This is a genomic window from Pantoea sp. NPDC088449, assembly GCF_044753225.1.
Lineage (GTDB): Bacteria > Pseudomonadota > Gammaproteobacteria > Enterobacterales > Enterobacteriaceae > Pantoea > Pantoea floridensis.
In genome coordinates, this window is record NZ_JBIVMT010000005.1 from 30,988 (window position 1) to 49,773 (window position 18,786).

Annotated in this window: 18 protein-coding genes; 10 read left to right on the plus strand and 8 right to left on the minus strand. The window is 54.9% G+C overall.

The window, feature by feature from the left end; translation table 11 throughout:
* Positions 1-105: 105 nt before the first annotated feature.
* The 7 genes from glmS to ACIP6T_RS20175 all read left to right on the plus strand — a co-directional run bounded on the left by glmS (position 106) and on the right by ACIP6T_RS20175 (position 8,016).
* Positions 106-1,935: a glutamine--fructose-6-phosphate transaminase (isomerizing) gene (glmS, locus tag ACIP6T_RS20145; protein ID WP_400458596.1), complete on the plus strand. Its 1,830-nt coding sequence runs from the start codon at positions 106-108 to the stop codon at positions 1,933-1,935.
* Between the two features lie 176 nt (positions 1,936-2,111).
* On the plus strand, positions 2,112-3,155 hold the full coding sequence (gene pstS / locus ACIP6T_RS20150; RefSeq protein ID WP_097095505.1) for a phosphate ABC transporter substrate-binding protein PstS: 1,044 nt from the start codon (positions 2,112-2,114) through the stop codon (positions 3,153-3,155).
* Positions 3,156-3,244: 89 nt separating this feature from the next.
* Positions 3,245-4,207 carry a phosphate ABC transporter permease PstC gene (pstC, locus tag ACIP6T_RS20155; protein ID WP_345827648.1) on the plus strand — a complete coding sequence of 321 codons (963 nt, stop codon included), beginning with the start codon at positions 3,245-3,247 and terminating at the stop codon, positions 4,205-4,207.
* Positions 4,204-5,091 carry a phosphate ABC transporter permease PstA gene (gene pstA / locus ACIP6T_RS20160; protein ID WP_097095503.1) on the plus strand — a complete coding sequence of 296 codons (888 nt, stop codon included), beginning with the start codon at positions 4,204-4,206 and terminating at the stop codon, positions 5,089-5,091. Before pstC ends, pstA begins: the two co-directional genes overlap by 4 nt.
* A 43-nt stretch (positions 5,092-5,134) precedes the next feature.
* Positions 5,135-5,908, plus strand: a complete 774-nt coding sequence (gene pstB / locus ACIP6T_RS20165; RefSeq protein WP_007893584.1) for a phosphate ABC transporter ATP-binding protein PstB — start codon at positions 5,135-5,137, stop codon at positions 5,906-5,908.
* A 14-nt stretch (positions 5,909-5,922) separates the two neighbouring features.
* Positions 5,923-6,657: a phosphate signaling complex protein PhoU gene (gene phoU, locus ACIP6T_RS20170; protein ID WP_097095502.1), complete on the plus strand. Its 735-nt coding sequence runs from the start codon at positions 5,923-5,925 to the stop codon at positions 6,655-6,657.
* A 120-nt stretch (positions 6,658-6,777) separates the two neighbouring features.
* The gene (locus tag ACIP6T_RS20175; RefSeq protein WP_345827645.1) at positions 6,778-8,016 is read left to right on the plus strand and encodes an MFS transporter; all 1,239 of its coding nucleotides are present in this window, start codon (positions 6,778-6,780) and stop codon (positions 8,014-8,016) included.
* Positions 8,017-8,106: 90 nt separating this feature from the next.
* Here the strand turns inward: ACIP6T_RS20175 and yieH are convergent, their stop codons facing one another.
* The gene (yieH, locus tag ACIP6T_RS20180; RefSeq protein ID WP_097095500.1) at positions 8,107-8,769 is read right to left on the minus strand and encodes a 6-phosphogluconate phosphatase; all 663 of its coding nucleotides are present in this window, start codon (positions 8,767-8,769) and stop codon (positions 8,107-8,109) included.
* 151 nt (positions 8,770-8,920) lie between these two features.
* Here yieH and ACIP6T_RS20185 point away from each other — a divergent pair, with 151 nt between their 5' ends.
* Positions 8,921-10,234, plus strand: a complete 1,314-nt coding sequence (locus ACIP6T_RS20185) for an NCS2 family permease (RefSeq protein ID WP_097095499.1) — start codon at positions 8,921-8,923, stop codon at positions 10,232-10,234.
* Positions 10,235-10,265: 31 nt separating this feature from the next.
* On the opposite strand, the gene ACIP6T_RS20190 is transcribed toward ACIP6T_RS20185, so the two are convergent.
* The gene (locus ACIP6T_RS20190) at positions 10,266-11,012 is read right to left on the minus strand and encodes a 4'-phosphopantetheinyl transferase superfamily protein (RefSeq protein ID WP_097095498.1); all 747 of its coding nucleotides are present in this window, start codon (positions 11,010-11,012) and stop codon (positions 10,266-10,268) included.
* 294 nt (positions 11,013-11,306) lie between these two features.
* On the opposite strand from ACIP6T_RS20190, the gene ACIP6T_RS20195 reads away from it, so the two are divergent.
* On the plus strand, positions 11,307-11,819 hold the full coding sequence (locus ACIP6T_RS20195) for a flavin reductase family protein (RefSeq protein ID WP_097095497.1): 513 nt from the start codon (positions 11,307-11,309) through the stop codon (positions 11,817-11,819).
* A 45-nt stretch (positions 11,820-11,864) separates the two neighbouring features.
* On the opposite strand, the gene ACIP6T_RS20200 is transcribed toward ACIP6T_RS20195, so the two are convergent.
* The 6 genes from ACIP6T_RS20200 to rpmH all read right to left on the minus strand — a co-directional run bounded on the left by ACIP6T_RS20200 (position 11,865) and on the right by rpmH (position 16,779).
* Positions 11,865-12,455 carry a malonic semialdehyde reductase gene (locus ACIP6T_RS20200; protein ID WP_097095496.1) on the minus strand — a complete coding sequence of 197 codons (591 nt, stop codon included), beginning with the start codon at positions 12,453-12,455 and terminating at the stop codon, positions 11,865-11,867.
* A 478-nt stretch (positions 12,456-12,933) separates the two neighbouring features.
* The gene (mnmE, locus tag ACIP6T_RS20205; protein WP_097095495.1) at positions 12,934-14,298 is read right to left on the minus strand and encodes a tRNA uridine-5-carboxymethylaminomethyl(34) synthesis GTPase MnmE; all 1,365 of its coding nucleotides are present in this window, start codon (positions 14,296-14,298) and stop codon (positions 12,934-12,936) included.
* A 96-nt stretch (positions 14,299-14,394) separates the two neighbouring features.
* Positions 14,395-16,041, minus strand: a complete 1,647-nt coding sequence (yidC, locus tag ACIP6T_RS20210; protein ID WP_097095494.1) for a membrane protein insertase YidC — start codon at positions 16,039-16,041, stop codon at positions 14,395-14,397.
* A 2-nt stretch (positions 16,042-16,043) separates the two neighbouring features.
* Positions 16,044-16,301, minus strand: a complete 258-nt coding sequence (yidD, locus tag ACIP6T_RS20215) for a membrane protein insertion efficiency factor YidD (protein ID WP_007893564.1) — start codon at positions 16,299-16,301, stop codon at positions 16,044-16,046.
* Positions 16,265-16,624 (minus strand): ribonuclease P protein component, encoded by a 360-nt coding sequence (gene rnpA / locus ACIP6T_RS20220; protein WP_034830013.1) that lies wholly within the window; start codon positions 16,622-16,624, stop codon positions 16,265-16,267. Before rnpA ends, yidD begins: the two co-directional genes overlap by 37 nt.
* A gap of 14 nt (positions 16,625-16,638) precedes the next feature.
* Positions 16,639-16,779 carry a 50S ribosomal protein L34 gene (gene rpmH, locus ACIP6T_RS20225; RefSeq protein ID WP_003849659.1) on the minus strand — a complete coding sequence of 47 codons (141 nt, stop codon included), beginning with the start codon at positions 16,777-16,779 and terminating at the stop codon, positions 16,639-16,641.
* Positions 16,780-17,382: 603 nt separating this feature from the next.
* Between rpmH and dnaA the strand changes: the two genes are divergently transcribed.
* On the plus strand, positions 17,383-18,783 hold the full coding sequence (dnaA, locus tag ACIP6T_RS20230) for a chromosomal replication initiator protein DnaA (protein ID WP_097095493.1): 1,401 nt from the start codon (positions 17,383-17,385) through the stop codon (positions 18,781-18,783).
* The last annotated feature ends 3 nt before the right edge of the window (positions 18,784-18,786 follow it).

The following is an 18,786-nucleotide window of genomic DNA, read 5'->3' on the forward strand; positions in this document are numbered from 1 at the left end:
CTCGTTAGCAGTGCCATAAAAACTATCCCCACTCTCTACAAGGCTCGGGGAAATCAGGTCAGATGACAACGCAATGGCCAAAAGCCATGAAGTCAGGAAATTACTATGTGTGGAATTGTTGGTGCAGTAGCGCAGCGTGACATCGCAGAAATTCTGCTGGAAGGTTTGCGTCGTCTTGAGTATCGCGGGTATGACTCTGCCGGGCTGGCGGTGGTTGATCGTCAGGGCCATATGACGCGTCTGCGTCGTTTAGGCAAAGTACAGAACCTGGCGGAAGCGGCAGAACAGCAGCCGCTGATTGGCGGCACGGGGATCGCACACACGCGTTGGGCGACCCACGGTGAACCCTCGGAAGCCAATGCGCATCCGCATATTTCTGAGCACATCATCATCGTGCACAACGGTATTATTGAGAACCATGAGCCGCTGCGCGCCCAGTTGCTTGAGCGCGGCTACCACTTTGCATCGGAAACCGACACCGAAGTGGTGGCGCATCTGGTGCATTGGGAGCAGAAGCAGGGCGGCACGCTGCGTGAAGTGGTGCTGCGCGTGATCCCGCAGCTGCGCGGCGCTTATGGCATGGTAATCATGGACAGCCGCGATCCTACGGTGCTGGTGGCGGCGCGTTCCGGTAGCCCGCTGGTGATTGGTCGTGGCGTGGGCGAAAACTTTATCGCTTCCGATCAGCTGGCCTTGCTGCCGGTGACGCGCCGCTTCGTTTATCTGGAAGAGGGGGATATCGCTGAGATTACCCGCCGCGAAATCACCATCATCGACCGCGCTGGCAAGCCGGCTAAACGCGCTGAAATCGAATCCACTGCGCAGTACGATGCCGGTGATAAAGGCATCTATCGTCACTACATGCAGAAAGAGATTTATGAGCAGCCGAACGCGATTAAAAACACCTTAACCGGGCGTTTTAATCACGGTGAAGTTGATCTCAGTGAGCTGGGCCCGGATGCAGAGAAATTGCTGAGCCAGGTTGAGCATATCCAGATCATCGCCTGCGGCACCTCTTACAATTCCGGCATGGTGTCGCGCTACTGGTTTGAGTCGCTGGCCAACCTGCCTTGTGATGTCGAAATCGCCTCCGAATTTCGCTATCGCAAATCAGCGGTGCGCAAAAATAGCCTGCTGATCACGCTGTCACAATCGGGTGAAACCGCCGATACGCTGGCCGCGCTGCGTCTGTCGAAAGAGCTGGGTTATCTCGGTTCGCTGGCGATCTGTAACGTGGCCGGTTCCTCGCTGGTGCGTGAGTCAGATTTGGCGCTGATGACCAAAGCTGGCACCGAAATTGGTGTCGCGTCGACCAAAGCCTTCACCACGCAGCTAGCGGTATTGCTGATGCTGGTGGCGAAACTCGGCCGTCTGCACGGCATGAAAGCCGAAACCGAGCACGAAATTGTGCACGCGCTGCAGGCATTGCCGAGCCGTATCGAGCAGATGCTGGCGCAGGATAAAGTGATCGAAAATCTCGCTGAAGGTTTCTCCGACAAACATCACGCGCTGTTCCTTGGCCGCGGCGATCAGTATCCCATCGCCATGGAAGGTGCGCTGAAGCTGAAAGAGATCTCCTACATTCACGCCGAAGCCTATGCGGCTGGTGAGCTGAAGCATGGCCCACTGGCGTTAATTGATGCGGATATGCCGGTGATCGTGGTGGCGCCGAACAACGAGCTGCTGGAGAAGCTGAAATCCAACATCGAAGAGGTGCGCGCGCGCGGCGGTTTGCTGTATGTGTTTGCCGACCAGGATGCCGGCTTCAGTGACAGCGATGGCATGAAAATCATCTCACTGCCGCACGTAGAAGAGGTGATTGCTCCAATCTTCTATACCGTGCCGTTACAGCTGCTTTCATATCATGTGGCGCTGATTAAAGGCACCGACGTCGATCAGCCGCGTAACCTGGCAAAATCCGTTACCGTAGAATAATCAATCATAAGAGTGGGCCCGCAACGGGCCCGCTTCATTTCTGTACGCTGTCATATAACTGTCATATTTCGTACATTTCACTGTCATCAAACTGTCCTATTTTCCCTCCAGCAGCAATCACTGACTCCTACTAAAAAGGCATTGAGCCTGATTTTTTTAAATCCCCTGGAGGGAACATGACACTGATGCGTAGCACCGTAGCCCGAATCCTCGCCGCCACCTTCGCAGTAAGCGCGGTCTCTGCTTTTGCAGCAACCGATCTGACGGGCGCAGGCGGGACATTCCCGGCACCGGTTTATGCCAAGTGGGCAGCAGAGTACCAGCAAGCCACCGGTAGCAAAATTAACTATCAGGGTATTGGTTCTTCAGGCGGCGTTAAGCAGATCATCGCAAAAACCGTCGATTTCGGTGCGTCTGATGCACCAATGAAAGATGAAGATCTGGAGAAAAACGGCCTGTTCCAGTTCCCTACCGTCATCGGTGGTGTGGTGCTGGCGGTTAACATTCCAGGCGTGAAATCAGGTGAATTAACCCTCGACGGCAAAACCGTAGGTGATATCTACCTCGGCACCATCAAAAAGTGGAACGACCCGGCGATCACTAAACTGAACCCGGGCGTGAAACTGCCCGATTCCAACATCAACGTGGTGCGCCGCGCTGACGGTTCCGGTACTTCATTCGTCTTCACCAGCTACCTGGCGAAAGTGAACGAAGAGTGGAACAGCAAAATCGGTAAAGGTAACACCGTTAACTGGCCAACCGGTCTGGGCGGTAAAGGTAACGATGGCGTAGCCGCCTTCGTGCAGCGTCTGCCGGGTTCGATTGGCTACGTGGAATACGCCTACGCTAAGCAGAACAACCTGACTTACACCAAACTGGTTGATGCAGATGGCAAAGCGGTAGCGCCAAGCGAGGCCAGCTTTGCTAACGCCGCGAAAGGCGCAGACTGGAGCAAATCGTTTGCCCAGGATCTGACCTTCCAGAAAGGCAACGATGCATGGCCGATCACCTCAACTACGTTCATCCTGATTTACAAAGATCAGGCTGATGCGGCGAAAGGTAGTGAAGTGCTGAAGTTCTTCGACTGGGCCTACAAAGGCGGCAGTAAAACCGCAACGTCTCTGGACTATGCCGCGCTGCCAGAGAGCGTAGCGAACCAGATTCGTGCAGCGTGGAAAGCGAACATTAAAGATAGCTCCGGTAAAGCGCTGTACAAGTAACGGATTTACCCGGCCAGCCAGCACGGTTGGCCAGCTCAATGGGCGGCATCACCTGCCGCCCTGATATCCTCCTGAGAACAGAGAATTCTATGGCTGCCACTAAGCCGACGTTCAAAGCCCCCGGTAAACAAGGCGATATGATTTTCGGCGCACTGGTCAAACTGTCTGCGCTTATCGTGTTGCTGTTGATGGGTGGCATTATCGTCTCCCTGATTTTCTCCTCCTGGCCTAGCATCCAAAAATTTGGTTTCTCCTTCCTGTGGAACAAAACCTGGGATGCGCCAAACGAACAATTTGGTGCGCTGGTGCCGATTTACGGCACCCTCGTTACCTCAATTATTGCGCTGATCATTGCCGTGCCAGTGAGCTTCGGCATCGCGCTGTTCCTGACCGAACTTGCGCCGGGCTGGCTACGCCGCCCGCTGGGCACCGCCATTGAGCTGCTGGCCGCGATACCCAGCATCGTTTACGGCATGTGGGGCCTGTTTGTTTTCGCCCCGCTGTTCGCCGAATATTTCCAGACGCCAGTGGGCAATGTGTTATCGAATATCCCGATCGTTGGCGCGCTGTTCTCTGGCCCGGCATTCGGTATCGGTATTCTGGCGGCGGGCGTGATTCTCGCCATCATGATCATTCCTTACATCGCTTCGGTGATGCGTGACGTGTTTGAGCAAACGCCGGTGATGATGAAAGAGTCGGCTTACGGTATCGGCTGTACCACATGGGAAGTGATCTGGCGCATCGTGCTGCCGTTCACCAAAAACGGCGTGATCGGCGGCGTGATGCTGGGACTGGGCCGCGCATTGGGTGAAACCATGGCGGTGACCTTTATCATCGGCAACACCTACCAGCTCGACAGCCCCTCGCTGTTTATGCCGGGCAACAGTATCACCTCCGCGCTGGCCAACGAATTCGCCGAAGCGGAATCCGGTGTGCACGTCGCGGCGCTGATGGAGCTGGGTCTGATCCTCTTCGTGATTACCTTTATCGTGCTGGCGATCTCTAAACTGATGATCCTGCGTCTGGCGAAGAGTGAAGGAGCCCGTTCATGACCGCTATTGAAGTTCAGGCTCGCGCTGAGCTGGAAGCCTCGCGCCGCAAAATGCAGGCGTGGCGCAGTACTAAAAACAAAATTGCCCTGACGCTGTCGCTGTTGACCATGGCTTTCGGCCTGTTTTGGCTGGTGTGGATTCTGTTCACTACCGTGACGCGCGGCGTCGATGGTTTAAGCTGGTCGCTGTTTACCGAATCAACTCCGCCACCGAATACAGCAGGCGGTGGCTTAGCCAATGCCTTAGTCGGCAGCGGCTTACTGATTTTCTGGTCGACGATCATCGGAACGCCACTTGGCATCATGGCCGGAATTTACCTGGCGGAATATGGGCGTAAACATTGGCTGGCGGAAGTGATTCGCTTCATCAACGATATCCTGCTGTCTGCGCCGTCGATTGTGGTCGGCCTGTTTGTTTACACCATTGTGGTGTCGCAGATGCAGCATTTCTCCGGCTGGGCGGGCGTGGTGGCGCTGGCGCTGCTGCAGATCCCGATTGTGATTCGTACCTCCGAGAACATGCTGCGTCTGGTGCCGGACAGCATGCGTGAAGCGGCTTATGCGCTCGGTACGCCGAAATGGAAGATGATCTCAGCTATCACGCTGAAAGCCTCCGTTTCCGGCATCATCACCGGTGTGCTGCTGGCCGTGGCGCGTATCGCCGGTGAAACCGCTCCGCTGCTGTTCACTGCGCTGTCGAACCAGTTCTGGAGTACCGACATGATGCAGCCGATCGCTAACCTGCCGGTCACCATCTTTAAATTCGCCATGAGCCCGTTTGCCGAATGGCAAAGCCTGGCGTGGGCGGGTGTGCTGATTATTACGCTGTGCGTGCTGCTGCTGAACATTGTGGCGCGCGTGATTTTCGCCAAGGGCAAACACTAATTTCCCGGCGCGGCTTCGGCGGCGCTGCTTATGAGAGACGAGAATGAGTAACGTGACTTCATCAGCCGGTAAAATTCAGGTCCGTAATCTGAACTTCTATTACGGTAAGTTTCACGCGCTGAAAAACATCAACCTGGATATCACTAAAAACCAGGTCACCGCGTTTATCGGCCCATCAGGCTGCGGTAAATCCACGCTGCTGCGTACCTTCAACAAAATGTACTCGCTCTATCCCGAGCAGCGTGCAGAAGGTGACATCCTGCTGGATGGCGATAACATTCTGGCATCTAATCAGGATATCGCCCTGCTGCGCGCGCGCGTTGGCATGGTATTCCAGAAGCCAACGCCGTTCCCGATGTCGATTTACGATAACATCGCCTTCGGTGTACGCCTGTTTGAAAAGCTGTCGCGTGCCGATATGGATGAGCGCGTGCAGTGGGCGCTAACCAAAGCCGCGCTGTGGAATGAAACCAAAGACAAGCTGCATCAGAGCGGTTACAGTCTTTCCGGCGGTCAGCAGCAGCGTCTGTGCATCGCGCGTGGCATCGCCATTCGCCCGGAAGTTTTGTTGCTGGATGAGCCGTGTTCCGCGCTGGATCCGATCTCAACCGGTCGTATTGAAGAGCTGATCACCGAGCTGAAGCAGGATTACACCGTGGTAATCGTGACGCATAACATGCAGCAGGCCGCACGTTGTTCTGATCACACCGCTTTCATGTATCTGGGTGAGCTGATTGAGTTCAGCGATACCGATACGTTGTTCACTAAGCCCGCACAGAAGCAAACCGAAGATTACATCACCGGTCGCTACGGCTGATTCAGGAGACGCACATGGATAATTTAAATCTGAACAAACACATCTCCGGTCAGTTTAATGCGGAGCTTGAGCACATTCGCACTCAGGTGATGATCATGGGGGGCATGGTAGAGAAGCAGCTTACCGATGCCATTACCGCGATGCATAACCAGGATGGCGAGCTGGCGCGTCACGTGATTGACGGCGACCAGAAGGTCAACATGATGGAAGTGGAGATTGATGAAGCCTGCGTGCGCATCATCGCCAAACGTCAGCCTACCGCCAGCGATTTGCGTCTGGTGATGGCGATCATCAAGACCATTTCAGAGCTGGAACGCATTGGTGACGTGGCGGAGAAAATCAGCCGCACCGCGCTGGAGAAGTTTGGTCAACAGCATCTGCCGCTGCTGGTTAGCCTTGAAGCGCTGGGCCATCACACCGTGCAGATGCTGCATGACGTGCTGGATGCGTTTGCGCGCATGGATCTCAACGAAGCCATCAAAATCTACCGCGAAGATAAGAAGGTGGATAAAGAGTATGAAGGCATCGTGCGTCAGCTGATGACCTACATGATGGAGGATCCACGCACCATTCCCAGCGTATTGACCGCGATGTTCTGCGCGCGCGCCATCGAGCGTATCGGCGACCGCTGCCAGAATATTTGTGAAATTATCTTCTATTTCGTAAAAGGTCAGGATTTCCGCCATGTGGGCGGCGACAAGCTGGATGAACTGCTGTCGGGCGATGACGGTAGCAATAAACCCTCTTGATTGAGACTTTGGCGGCCCGTTGCCACTGTGACTAACGGGCCGCTTTCTTGATTTCTGCCTGGTCTCCGCGTTGCCCTCTCTTTTATACTTGGCACACTTTTTTCTGCAAGGTGCTGCTGCATGTCCTCCTCACTACAAAAAAAACGCGCCATTACACCGGCGAAAGCCATGGTGGCTGCCATTAGCGGCTACGCCATGGACGGATTTGACCTTCTGATCCTCGGCTTTATGCTGCCCGCCATCAGCGTTTCGCTGGCGCTCGATCCGTCTCAGGCGGGTTCTCTGGTGACATGGACGCTGATTGGTGCGGTGATTGGCGGCATCGTGTTTGGCCATCTCAGCGATCGCTATGGCCGCATCCGTATTCTCACCGTCACTATTTTGGTGTTCTCGGTGTTCACTGGACTGTGCGCTGTCGCACAGGGCTACTGGGATTTGCTGGCGTACCGCACCCTGGCGGGCGTGGGATTAGGCGGCGAGTTCGGCATTGGGATGGCGCTGATTGCGGAAGCCTGGCCAAAAGAGAAGCGCAACCGCGCCTCGGCGTGGGTCGGCATTGGCTGGCAGCTTGGTGTGCTGCTGGCGGCCTTTATTACGCCGCCATTGCTGAGTGTCATTGGCTGGCGCGGCATGTTCCTCGTTGGTTTACTGCCCGCGCTGGTCTCATTTGTGATTCGCCGCAGCATGGGTGAGCCGGAAGAATTTACCCGTCACGTTGAGAAAACCCCGCAGCTGTCGTTTACCGCGCGGCTTAAACTGCTGTTCGCCGATAGCAATACCAGCAAAGCCAGTCTGGGAATTCTTATTCTCTGTTCGGTGCAGAATTTCGGTTACTACGGTTTGATGATCTGGATGCCGAGCTATCTGTCGTCTAACTTTGGCTTCAGCCTGACAAAATCCGGCTTGTGGACGGCGGTAACGGTAGTCGGCATGACATTTGGCATCTGGCTGTTCGGCGTGCTGGCCGATCGCTTCGCACGCTGGAAAATCTTCCTGTTGTACCAGTTCGGTGCGGTGGTGATGGTGGTGGTGTATGCACAGCTGCGCGACCCAACGGTAATGCTGTTTACAGGCGCGCTGATGGGGATGTTTGTCAACGGTATGATTGGCGGCTACGGCGCACTGATTTCTGATACCTTCCCGCCGCAGGCGCGTGCTACGGCGCAGAACGTGTTGTTTAACCTCGGACGTGGCGTGGGCGGATTTGGTCCGCTGGTGATTGGATTACTGGCCACCAACATCTCCTTCACCGCCGCAATCACCCTACTGGCGCTGATTTATTTGCTGGATATCGCCGCCACGCTGTTCCTGCTGCCGAAAAAGCAGAGCAACGAAGATTCGCTGGGGGCGATTGGCTGATTTTTGTGGTCGCCATGAATGGCGACCCTACCATTGAATGGTGCACGAACGTAGGGTCGGCATTGATGCCGACCTGGCTGAACACCGCACCTATCCCACCAAATCCCAGCCGCGTGCGCGCCACAGATCCGGCAGCTGCGCCATATCATCAAAGCGCGTCACCAGCGGATGATCTAACTCGGGATTGTGCGCATCGGCGCAGTAGTAAAACACCGGAATTCCGGCCGCGATGCCTGCGCGTGCGCCGGCTTCGGAATCGTCCACCAGAATGCACTTCTCAATCGGCACCTGCATCTGCTCGGCGGCGTGATACATCAGCTCGGGATCGGGCTTCCAGTGGTTGATGTCATAGCCGCTGTATAGCTTGCCATCCAGATAGGGCAGCATGCCGGTTAATCCCAGGGAGTGTTGCATCTTCTTCACCGTGCCGTTTGAAACCACGCACATCGGCACTTTTACTCTCTCGACCAGCGTTTGAGCGCCGGCAATGGGCTGCAAATCGAGATCGAACAGCCGCGCCACCTCGGCGCGATAGGCGGTTTCCACCTCTTCGAGCGGTAACTCAACCTGATGTTCTGCCGCCACGTCACGGATGATGTCGTAGAGCTTCACCCCTTTATACTGCTCAAACATCTGTTGCAGTGAGAGCTCAATACCGTAGCGGGCAAAGGTGTTGACGTAAGATTGCGTACAGATTACTTCGCTGTCGACCAGCGTGCCGTCGCAATCAAAAAAAATACATTCCACCGACATCGCGCATCATCCTTTTGTTAAACAATAAGCTGACACTCTAGCGCACTGAGCACAGAAAGCGACCCTGAGCAACCGGTTGCGAAAAATCAGTGTTTTGCCACGCTAAACTCTATACGATACGCGGCGATTAATTTTTTATCGGAACAGTGAAATGAATAACCAGGGTCTTTTGCAGCGCATCTTCAAGCTGCAGGAACACGGCACAACCGTGCGTACAGAAGTGATTGCCGGATGCACCACTTTCCTGACGATGGTCTACATCGTCTTCGTTAACCCGCAAATTCTGGGTGTGGCAGGCATGGATACCCAGGCCGTGTTTGTCACCACCTGCTTAATTGCCGCGTTCGGCAGCATCTTAATGGGGCTGGTGGCGAATCTGCCGGTAGCGTTGGCACCGGCGATGGGCTTGAACGCCTTTTTCGCCTTCGTGGTGGTGGGCGCGATGGGCTACTCATGGCAGGTTGGCATGGGCGCGATCTTCTGGGGAGCCTTGGGCCTGCTGATCCTCACGCTGCTGCGCGTGCGCTACTGGATGATTGCCAACATTCCGCTGAGCCTGCGCGTGGGGATTACCGCCGGTATCGGCCTGTTTATCGCCATGATGGGGCTGAAAAATGCCGGCATCATCGTGCCTAACGCCGATACCATCGTGGCCGTTGGCAACCTGACGTCGCACAGCGTGCTGCTGGGCGCGCTTGGGTTCTTCATCATCGCTATTCTGGCCTCACGTAATATCCATGCGGCGGTGCTGGTCTCGATCGTGGTGACTACCGCACTGGGCCTGATCATTGGCGACGTAAAATTCAGCGGTGTGTTCGCCGCTCCGCCCGCCATCACTTCGGTGGTTGGTCAGGTGGATATCAAAGGTGCATTCAACATCGGCATGGCCGGCGTGATCTTCTCCTTTATGCTGGTGAATCTGTTCGACTCTTCCGGCACGCTGATTGGCGTGACCGATAAAGCCGGACTGACCGACGAGAAAGGCACGTTCCCGCGCATGAAGCAGGCGCTGTACGTTGATAGCATCAGCTCTGTGACCGGTTCGCTGGTGGGGACCTCTTCAGTTACCGCTTACATTGAAAGCTCGTCCGGCGTGGCGATCGGCGGGCGTACCGGCTTGATGGCGGTGATTACCGGGATTCTGTTCCTGCTGGTGATGTTTCTGTCACCGCTGGCAGCGATGGTGCCATCCTATGCGGCGGCGGGCGCGCTGATTTATGTTGGCGTGTTGATGACGGCGTCGCTTTCCCGCGTACAGTGGGACGATCTCACTGAAGCGGTTCCGGCGTTTGTCACCGCGGCGATGATGCCATTTAGCTTCTCGATCACCGAAGGCATTGCGCTGGGCTTTATCTCGTACTGCGTGATGAAGTTGGGAACGGGTCGCTGGCGTGAAATCAGTCCATGCGTGGTGGTGGTGGCGCTGCTGTTTGTGCTGAAAATCGTCTTCATTGACGCTCACTAAGTGAAAAAGGCCGCTTAAGCGGCCTTTTTTGTCAGGGATGTCCTATCTCCTGCGGCGCGACCAAACTGGTCAGGCGTAAGGTGCGCGGCCCCATATTGGGTTTGCTCATCTCGACGTCGCGCAGCGCTTGCCACTGCTGCGCGCCATCAATTTCCCACAGCCGTAAACGTTCTGTGCCTGGCGACAGTGCACACGACCATACCAGCGTCGGTTCAGCATCACATACCGCCTGAATATCGGGAAACACGGTGGAACGCAGTCGTCCGGCTGCGGGATGCAAACGCAGTGAATCAATACCGCTATTCGTTTCGCCAGTGAGTTTGAGAATGCTTTGCCGCAGCGTCCAGATTTGCGTCAGCGCTTCCATAAAATCCTGCTGCGCGTTGATCCAGGCTTTCTCGCCAGAGGAGAGATCCTGCGTCAGCATATCCTGAGTTTGGCGACTGTGCGCACGCACAATCTCCATATCCAATCCGGCACGACCGCCTTCTTCGGCCAGCAGCACGCCGATAGTGTTGCCAGCATAGGAAATACTAAAATCGGGCAGATTCGCATCGGCAAAACGGGGACGACCACTGCTGGTTGTAATTAATGCAGGTAATTCACGAATACCATAAACGCGCAGCATCAGCTGCCCCAGCAGTTCGCGCGCGGCGAGAAAGCGTCCGCGGCGCTTGTCAGCGAAGCGTTGGGCGCTATGAATCACTTCCTGTGGCACCCGCATATTCTCTGAAGAAAAGGGCGGATGACCGATCCAACGAACAAAATGACTAGCCATCTGTCGCTCCGTGAAAATGGTCGAATAATCATCAGTGCTATTGTAAGAATTTTCTCATGGGTTTGCATCCGCCTTAAGGTGGAATAGGCGATATTTCAGATAAGGCTGAAGCCGCACGGCAATCCCATTTTGTCACTTTGCATAGAACGCTTTTGCACATTCATGTCTGATCGGGTGCCGATTGGCGCGATGTGGTGTAGGATTTGGGCAGTAAAAAGGCACATCGAAGTGCGCTAACTATTCACCCTCAGGCCAATCGTGCACATCGCTGAATCATGCACGTCGGAGTTTTTTATGTCAGTTACCGCTATTTCTTCTCGCCAGGAATCGATCTCTCTTGATGAGTTTCGTCACGGCATGCGCCGCCTAACGGCAGGCGTTTCTCTGGTTACCACCGAATTTCAGGGCGAAAAGCTGGGGCTAATTGCCACGTCGGTGAGTTCGCTGGCGGCTGAGCCACCGAGCTTGCTGGTGTGCGTGAATCGCAGCGCATCCAGTCATGATGCGTTTATCAAGGCCGGTCATTTTGCCGTTAACGTACTGCGTGAGCAGCATGACGATTTATGCGCTCAGTTCAGCCAATCATCGCGTCGCGAAGAGCGTTTTCAAAACGGCGCCTGGCAGACGCTGAATACCGGCGCGCCAGTGTTGGCGGATGCGCTGGTGAGCTTTGATTGCCAGCTGGAGAAAGTGGTGGAGTGGAATACGCATAGCGTGCTGCTGGCACGTATTGTTGGCATTGCGCTGCCTGGCGAAGCGTCAGAGCCAATGATCTACTTCAATAGCGGTTTCCATTCACTGGGCTAACCGCACAGGAAAAGGCGTCGTAAGTGACGCCTTTTCGCTATCGAATCAGGCAAATTTGCTGGCTTCATCAAAGCTCAGACGCGGCAAACGCGGATGCAGTTTGCTGGCTTCGCCATAGCCCAGATTGATCAGCAAGTTCACCTGCCATTTATTCTCGCTGAAGAACGCCTCATTCACTTTGGACGGATCGAAACCGGACATTGGGCCTGCATCCAACCCCAGCGAACGCGCCGCCAGAATCAAGTAACCCGCTTGCAAGCTGCTGTTACGGAACGCGGTCTCTTTCGCCAGATCCGGGCTGCTGGTGAACCAGCTGCGCGCATCGCCGTGCGGGAACAGCTTTGGCAGCGCTTCGTAGAATTCTGGGTCCCAGGCCACGATCACCGTCACCGGCGCCGCCATGGTTTTGTCGACATTACCGGACGAAAGTGCCGGTTTCAGCTTCTCTTTCCCTTCCTGAGACGTCACAAACACAAAACGGCCTGGTGAGCAGTTAGCAGAAGTTGGGCCCAGCGCGGTCAGATTGTAGAGCTGCTTCAGCACCTCTTGAGAAATCGGTTTGTCCTGCCAATAGCTGTGGGTGCGGGCTTCATTAAACAGCGCATTCAGCGCCACGCTGTCGAGCGTTGTACTCATGTTTCTCTCCTGTTCAGGCCGCAACGAGCGCCCAATATTTTGCATGAATAGTGGATGTTCCCGGCAGGGCCTTTTCGCCGGGCAGTGATCGTTATACTGCAAAGCGAAAGGGGAGCCAAATAACAAAGACGCATGTCTACTGGGATCCAGGTGCGCATGAATGCGCACCCTACGAAAACCGCGCTCATACGATGTAGGGTCGCCATTTATGGCGACTACGTAACAGACATCAGGTGCGCACGAATGCGCACCCTACGATAACCGCGCTCATACGATGCAGGGTCGCCATTTATAGCGACTACGTAACAGACATCAGGTGCGCACGAATGCGCACCCTACGAAAACCGCGCTCATTCGATGTAGGGTCGCCATTTATGGCGACTACGTAACAGACATCAGGTGCGCATGAATGCGCACCCTACGAAAACCGCGCTCATTCGTTGTAGGGTCGCCATTTATGGCGACTACGTAACAGACATTACTTCCCAATACAGAAGCTTGAGAAGATTCGTCCCAGCAGATCGTCGGAGGTGAATTCGCCAGTGATCTCGCTCAGCGCCTGTTGCGCTAAACGAAGCTCTTCCGCCAGTAATTCACCCGCCCATGCGCCTAATAGCTGATGTTTTCCCTGTTGCAGGTGAGCAGCCGCTAACTCGAGCGCCTGCAGATGGCGGCGACGTGCAAGGAATCCGCCTTCCATATTGCCGGCAAAACCCATGCTCTGTTTCAGGTGCTCGCGCAGCGCTTCCACACCGTCACCAGTGCGTGCCGAGAGACGAATCAGTGAGTGACCGTTCACTTCAGTAAGCCCCAGCACTTCGCCCGTCATATCCGCTTTGTTGCGCACCACGGTAATCGGCAGCGCATTTGGCAAACGCGCGACAAAATCTGGCCAAATGGCGGCGGCTTCGGTGGCATCCGTGGTGGTGCCATCGACCATAAACAGCACGCGGTCGGCCTGCTCGATCTCCTGCCATGCACGCTCAATACCAATGCGCTCTACTTCATCACTGGCTTCACGCAAACCGGCGGTATCGATGATATGCAGCGGCATGCCGTCGATATGGATATGTTCGCGCAGCACGTCGCGCGTGGTGCCGGCAATATCGGTGACAATCGCCGCTTCGCGACCGGCTAACGCATTCAGCAGGCTCGATTTACCGGCATTAGGGCGACCGGCAATGACCACTTTCATCCCTTCACGCAGCAAGCTGCCCTGACGCGCCTCGGCACGTACGCCGTCGAGATCGCCGATCACCACATTGAGCTGTGCTTCAATTTTGCCGTCGGACAGGAAATCGATCTCTTCATCCGGGAAGTCGATGGCCGCTTCCACATAGATACGCAGGTGAGTAAGTGCTTCCACAAGTGCGTTAACGCGCAGGGAAAAGGCGCCCTGCAGCGAGTTCACCGCTGAGCGGGCTGCCTGCTCTGAACTGGCATCGATCAGGTCGGCAATCGCTTCGGCTTGCGCTAAATCGAGTTTGTCGTTGAGGAAGGCGCGTTCCGAGAATTCACCGGGCTGAGCAATACGCAAGCCGGGCAGGGCCACAATGCGTTTGAGCAGCAGGTCAAGAATCACCGGGCCGCCGTGGCCCTGCAGCTCCAGCACATCTTCGCCGGTAAAGGAGTTCGGGCCGGGAAACCACAGCGCAATGCCCTGATCGAGCACGCTGCCATCGGCATCGGTAAAAGGCAGATAATCGGCGTAACGCGGTTTCGGCAATTTGCCTAACACGGCTTGCGCCACCTCCGCCGCTTTGGCGCCGGAGATACGCAGAATGCCTACGCCGCCGCGGCCGGGAGGCGTCGCCTGGGCAACGATGGTGTCGCTGTGGCTCATGATTCCACCTTAAACTTTTAGGGTATTAATAAATAAAAATAGGGCGACATAAATGTCGCCCTTAGATTATACGCTGCTGCTGGTGGCAGTCAGGCGTTACGCTTTCTTCTTGTCGCGGCTATGCAGACCACGTTTTTCCAGGCCGCGATAAATCAGCTGCTGCTGGAGAATGGTTACCAGGTTGCTGACGATGTAGTACAGCACCAGACCTGACGGGAACCACAGGAAGAACACGGTAAAGATAACCGGCATGTAAGTCATGATCTTCTGCTGCATCGGATCGGTCACAGTGGTCGGTGACATCTTCTGAATGAAGAACATGGTGATACCCATGACAATCGGCAGAATGTAGTACGGGTCCTGCGCAGACAAGTCATGAATCCACAGAATAAACGGTGCATGACGCAGTTCAACCGAGCCTGACAGCATGTAGTACAAGGCCAGGAAGATTGGCATCTGGATAACCAGCGGCAAGCAGCCGCCCAGCGGGTTCACTTTCTCCGCCTTATACAGCGCCATCATTTCCTGGCTCTGCTTCTGCTTGTCATCGCCCAGACGTTCACGCATCGCCTGAATCTTCGGCTGCAGCATACGCATCTTCGCCATGGAGGTGTACTGCGCCTTAGTCAGCGGGTACATGATGCCACGAACGATGAAGGTGATAACGATAATGGAGAAGCCCCAGTTACCGATAAAGCTGTGCAGGAACTTCAGTAGCTTAAACAGCGGCTGAGAGATGAACCACAGCCAGCCGTAATCCACAGTCAGATCAAGATGAGGCGCGATGGCCGCCATTTTGTCCTGAATTTCCGGGCCAACCCACAGAGTGGCACCAAGATCCTGCTGTGCGCCTGCGCCAACGGTAACCGGCGCAGATTTGTAGCCGATTGCCGCTACGCCATTGCCGAGGTTGCTGGTGTACAGCGTGTTATTACCCTGCGTGCGTGGCACCCAGGCGGTGGCAAAATACTGTTGCAGCATCGCCACCCAACCGTTGCCGGTGGTGGTGTTCAGGTTCTCGTTATCCGCGATAGTGTCGAATTTATATTTTTCGTATTTCGCATCGCTGGTGGAGTACGCTGCGCCACGGAAGGTATGCAGAGCAAAGTTATTGCTGCCGGTATCGCGGTGCTTAGGCACATCGATAGTTTGCTTCAGCTGACCAAACATCGACACTTCCAGCGGCTGCTGGGTGGTGTTGTTAATGTTGTAGTCAACATTTACCGCATACTCACCGCGCTTGAAGACGAAGGTCTTGGTGTAAACCACGCCGTTTTCACCGGTCCAGGTCAGCGGCACGCGCAGTTCGCTCTGGCCATCTGCCATCTCGAAGCTATCTTGTGTGGTGGTATACAGCGGACGTGCGCCATTGTTCGGGTTATCCGGACCGTTACGGCCGGTTAAGCCGCTCTGCGCCTGATAAACGAATGCAGGTGTGGTTTCAAGCAGCTGGAACGGTGCGTCTGAACCCAGTTTGTCCGGGTAAGTCAGCAGCTGAGCCTGCTCAATATCGCCACCGCGCGTATTGATGTTGAGTGACAGGACATCTGTCTTAACGGTGATCGTTTTGCCCTGTCCGCTAGCCGGCACGCCGGAAGTGGCGGCATCACCCGCTGCGCTGCTTGTGTTTTGCGTGGTCTGGGTTTGCTGTGGCTGCGGAGCGTGGTCCGTCTGCCAGGCTTGCCAGATCATAAAAGACACGAACAGAAAAGCGATGAGAAAGAGATTGCGTTGCGAATCCATCGTTAATGTTCTCTGGTATCAAAGGTTTTTGGCGGCACAGGATCGTCACCACCCGGGTTCAAAGGGTGGCATTTTAATACGCGTTTAATCGTCAACCAACTGCCTTTTACCACGCCAAAGCGGCGTAAGGCCTCAATCCCATACTGCGAGCAGGTGGGATGGAACCGGCAATGAGGTCCCAGCAGTGGGCTGATGGCGCGTTGATAAACGCGTATCAGGGCAATCAGGAGCCGCGAGCCAGGCGACAGTGACGACGCCATAATTTCTCCAACGCTTCCGTCAGCGCACGGTTATCCAGGTCAGCAATCCCTTTTTTAGCCACGATCACAAAATCCATCGCAGGCAGCTCATGTTGACGCAGACGAAAGCTTTCTCGGGTCAATCGCTTGATCCGGTTGCGTTCATGGGCGCGTTTTACATGTTTTTTTGCGACGGTGAGACCGATGCGGGGATGCCCCAGCGAGTTAAGTCGGCCGAGTATGGTGATTTGCGGCGTACCGGCTCTTTGTGGCTGCTGGAAGACGAAAGTGAAATGAGTGGGAGTTAACAAACGTAACTCCCTGGGAAATGCGAGCTTAACCACGAGGGTTAGCTTTATTACTTAGAAACGGTCAGACGAGAACGGCCTTTAGCACGACGACGTGCCAGAACCTGACGACCATTTTTTGTTGCCATACGAGCACGGAAACCGTGTGAACGGTTGCGCTTCAGTACGGACGGTTGAAAAGTGCGTTTCATGGCGATTTCTACCTAAACTTGAAAATTTTCACTGGGTGACGCGTTTTCGGGCCAGTAAATCGACCAACGCCTCAATGTGTCTTTAATAAAGAGGCGGGATTGTAATAATTGTACAGTCCAGAGTCAATTTACTTCGCTGGTCGCGGCACCTGGAAACCCAGATACAGCCCGCTGATTCCGGGCATCAAGGCTTCACGCAATAATGCCGGGTGGGGAATTATACGGGCTGTGGGGTAAAGCGCAAGGATCGCGCAGGATCTTCTTGCGATCTATTTGCAAACTTGTTGCGGCAAAAACGAGAGCCGCCCAGAAAAATTGTCGCTTTCAGCCACATTAACGCTGGCTTTTCTGCTAAAAAGCGTAAACTCATTTGCGCATCATCAGCCTGTGGATAAAATGGATCAAAACTGTGTAGAAAGGGAAGATCTCTCGGCTGCTTTACGTTATGATCCGCCCTTCCGCTGACGATCCTCCATGCGATCGCCGGGGAAGACTACCGCGAATAGCGGTCGCAGGCGCTTTCCAACCGCCTGTGTCTAAAAATTACGTTTCTATTTATTAGCGCCTAAAATTCTTATCGATTTTGTACGAGTGGAGTCCGCCGTGTCACTTACGCTTTGGCAACAGTGTCTTGCCCGTTTGCAGGATGAGCTTCCTGCCACCGAATTCAGCATGTGGATTCGTCCGCTGCAGGCTGAATTGAACGACAATACGCTGACCTTGTATGCACCAAATCGGTTTGTACTCGACTGGGTTAGAGATAAATATCTCAATAGTATCAATGGGCTGCTGAATGAATTCTGCGGTACGAATGTGCCGTTACTGCGTTTTGAAGTGGGCACGCGTCCTGCCGCACAGGTCACCACCAGCCAGCCGGCAATGGCCAGTTACAGCGCGCCTGCACCGATTGAAAATCGCCCGGCGCCCACGCAAATTTTGCGCCCAAGCTGGGATTCGGTGCCTGCGCCGGCTGATGTTACCTACCGTTCCAATGTGAATAACCGCCATAACTTCGATAACTTTGTGGAAGGTAAATCGAACCAACTGGCACGCGCGGCGGCACGTCAGGTAGCGGACAACCCTGGCGGCGCCTATAACCCTCTGTTCCTTTATGGCGGCACCGGTTTGGGTAAAACTCACCTGCTGCACGCGGTGGGTAACGGCATTATTGCGCGCAAGCCCAATGCCAAAGTGGTGTATATGCACTCTGAGCGTTTTGTTCAGGACATGGTTAAAGCCTTGCAGAACAACGCTATCGAAGAGTTTAAGCGTTACTATCGTTCGGTGGATGCACTGCTGATCGATGACATCCAATTCTTTGCCAATAAAGAACGATCGCAGGAAGAGTTTTTCCACACCTTCAACGCCCTGCTGGAAGGCAATCAACAGATCATCCTGACCTCGGATCGCTATCCAAAAGAGATCAACGGCGTAGAAGATCGCCTGAAATCGCGCTTTGGCTGGGGATTAACGGTCGCGATCGAGCCGCCTGAGCTGGAAACGCGCGTGGCGATCCTGATGAAGAAGGCCGATGAAAACGACATCCGCCTGCCGGGCGAAGTGGCGTTCTTTATTGCTAAGCGTCTGCGTTCCAATGTGCGAGAGCTGGAAGGCGCGCTGAACCGCGTGATCGCCAACGCGAACTTTACCGGTCGCGCCATTACCATCGATTTCGTGCGCGAAGCGCTGCGCGATCTGCTGGCGCTGCAGGAAAAGCTGGTCACCATTGATAACATTCAGAAAACGGTGGCCGAGTATTACAAAATTAAAGTGGCGGATTTGCTGTCGAAACGCCGTTCGCGTTCGGTAGCGCGTCCGCGCCAGATGGCGATGGCGATGGCGAAAGAGCTCACTAACCACAGTTTGCCGGAAATTGGCGATGCGTTTGGTGGCCGCGACCATACCACCGTGCTTCACGCCTGCCGTAAAATCGAGCAGCTGCGTGAAGAGAGCCACGACATCAAAGAAGATTTCTCTAACCTCATTCGAACATTATCTTCCTGACGC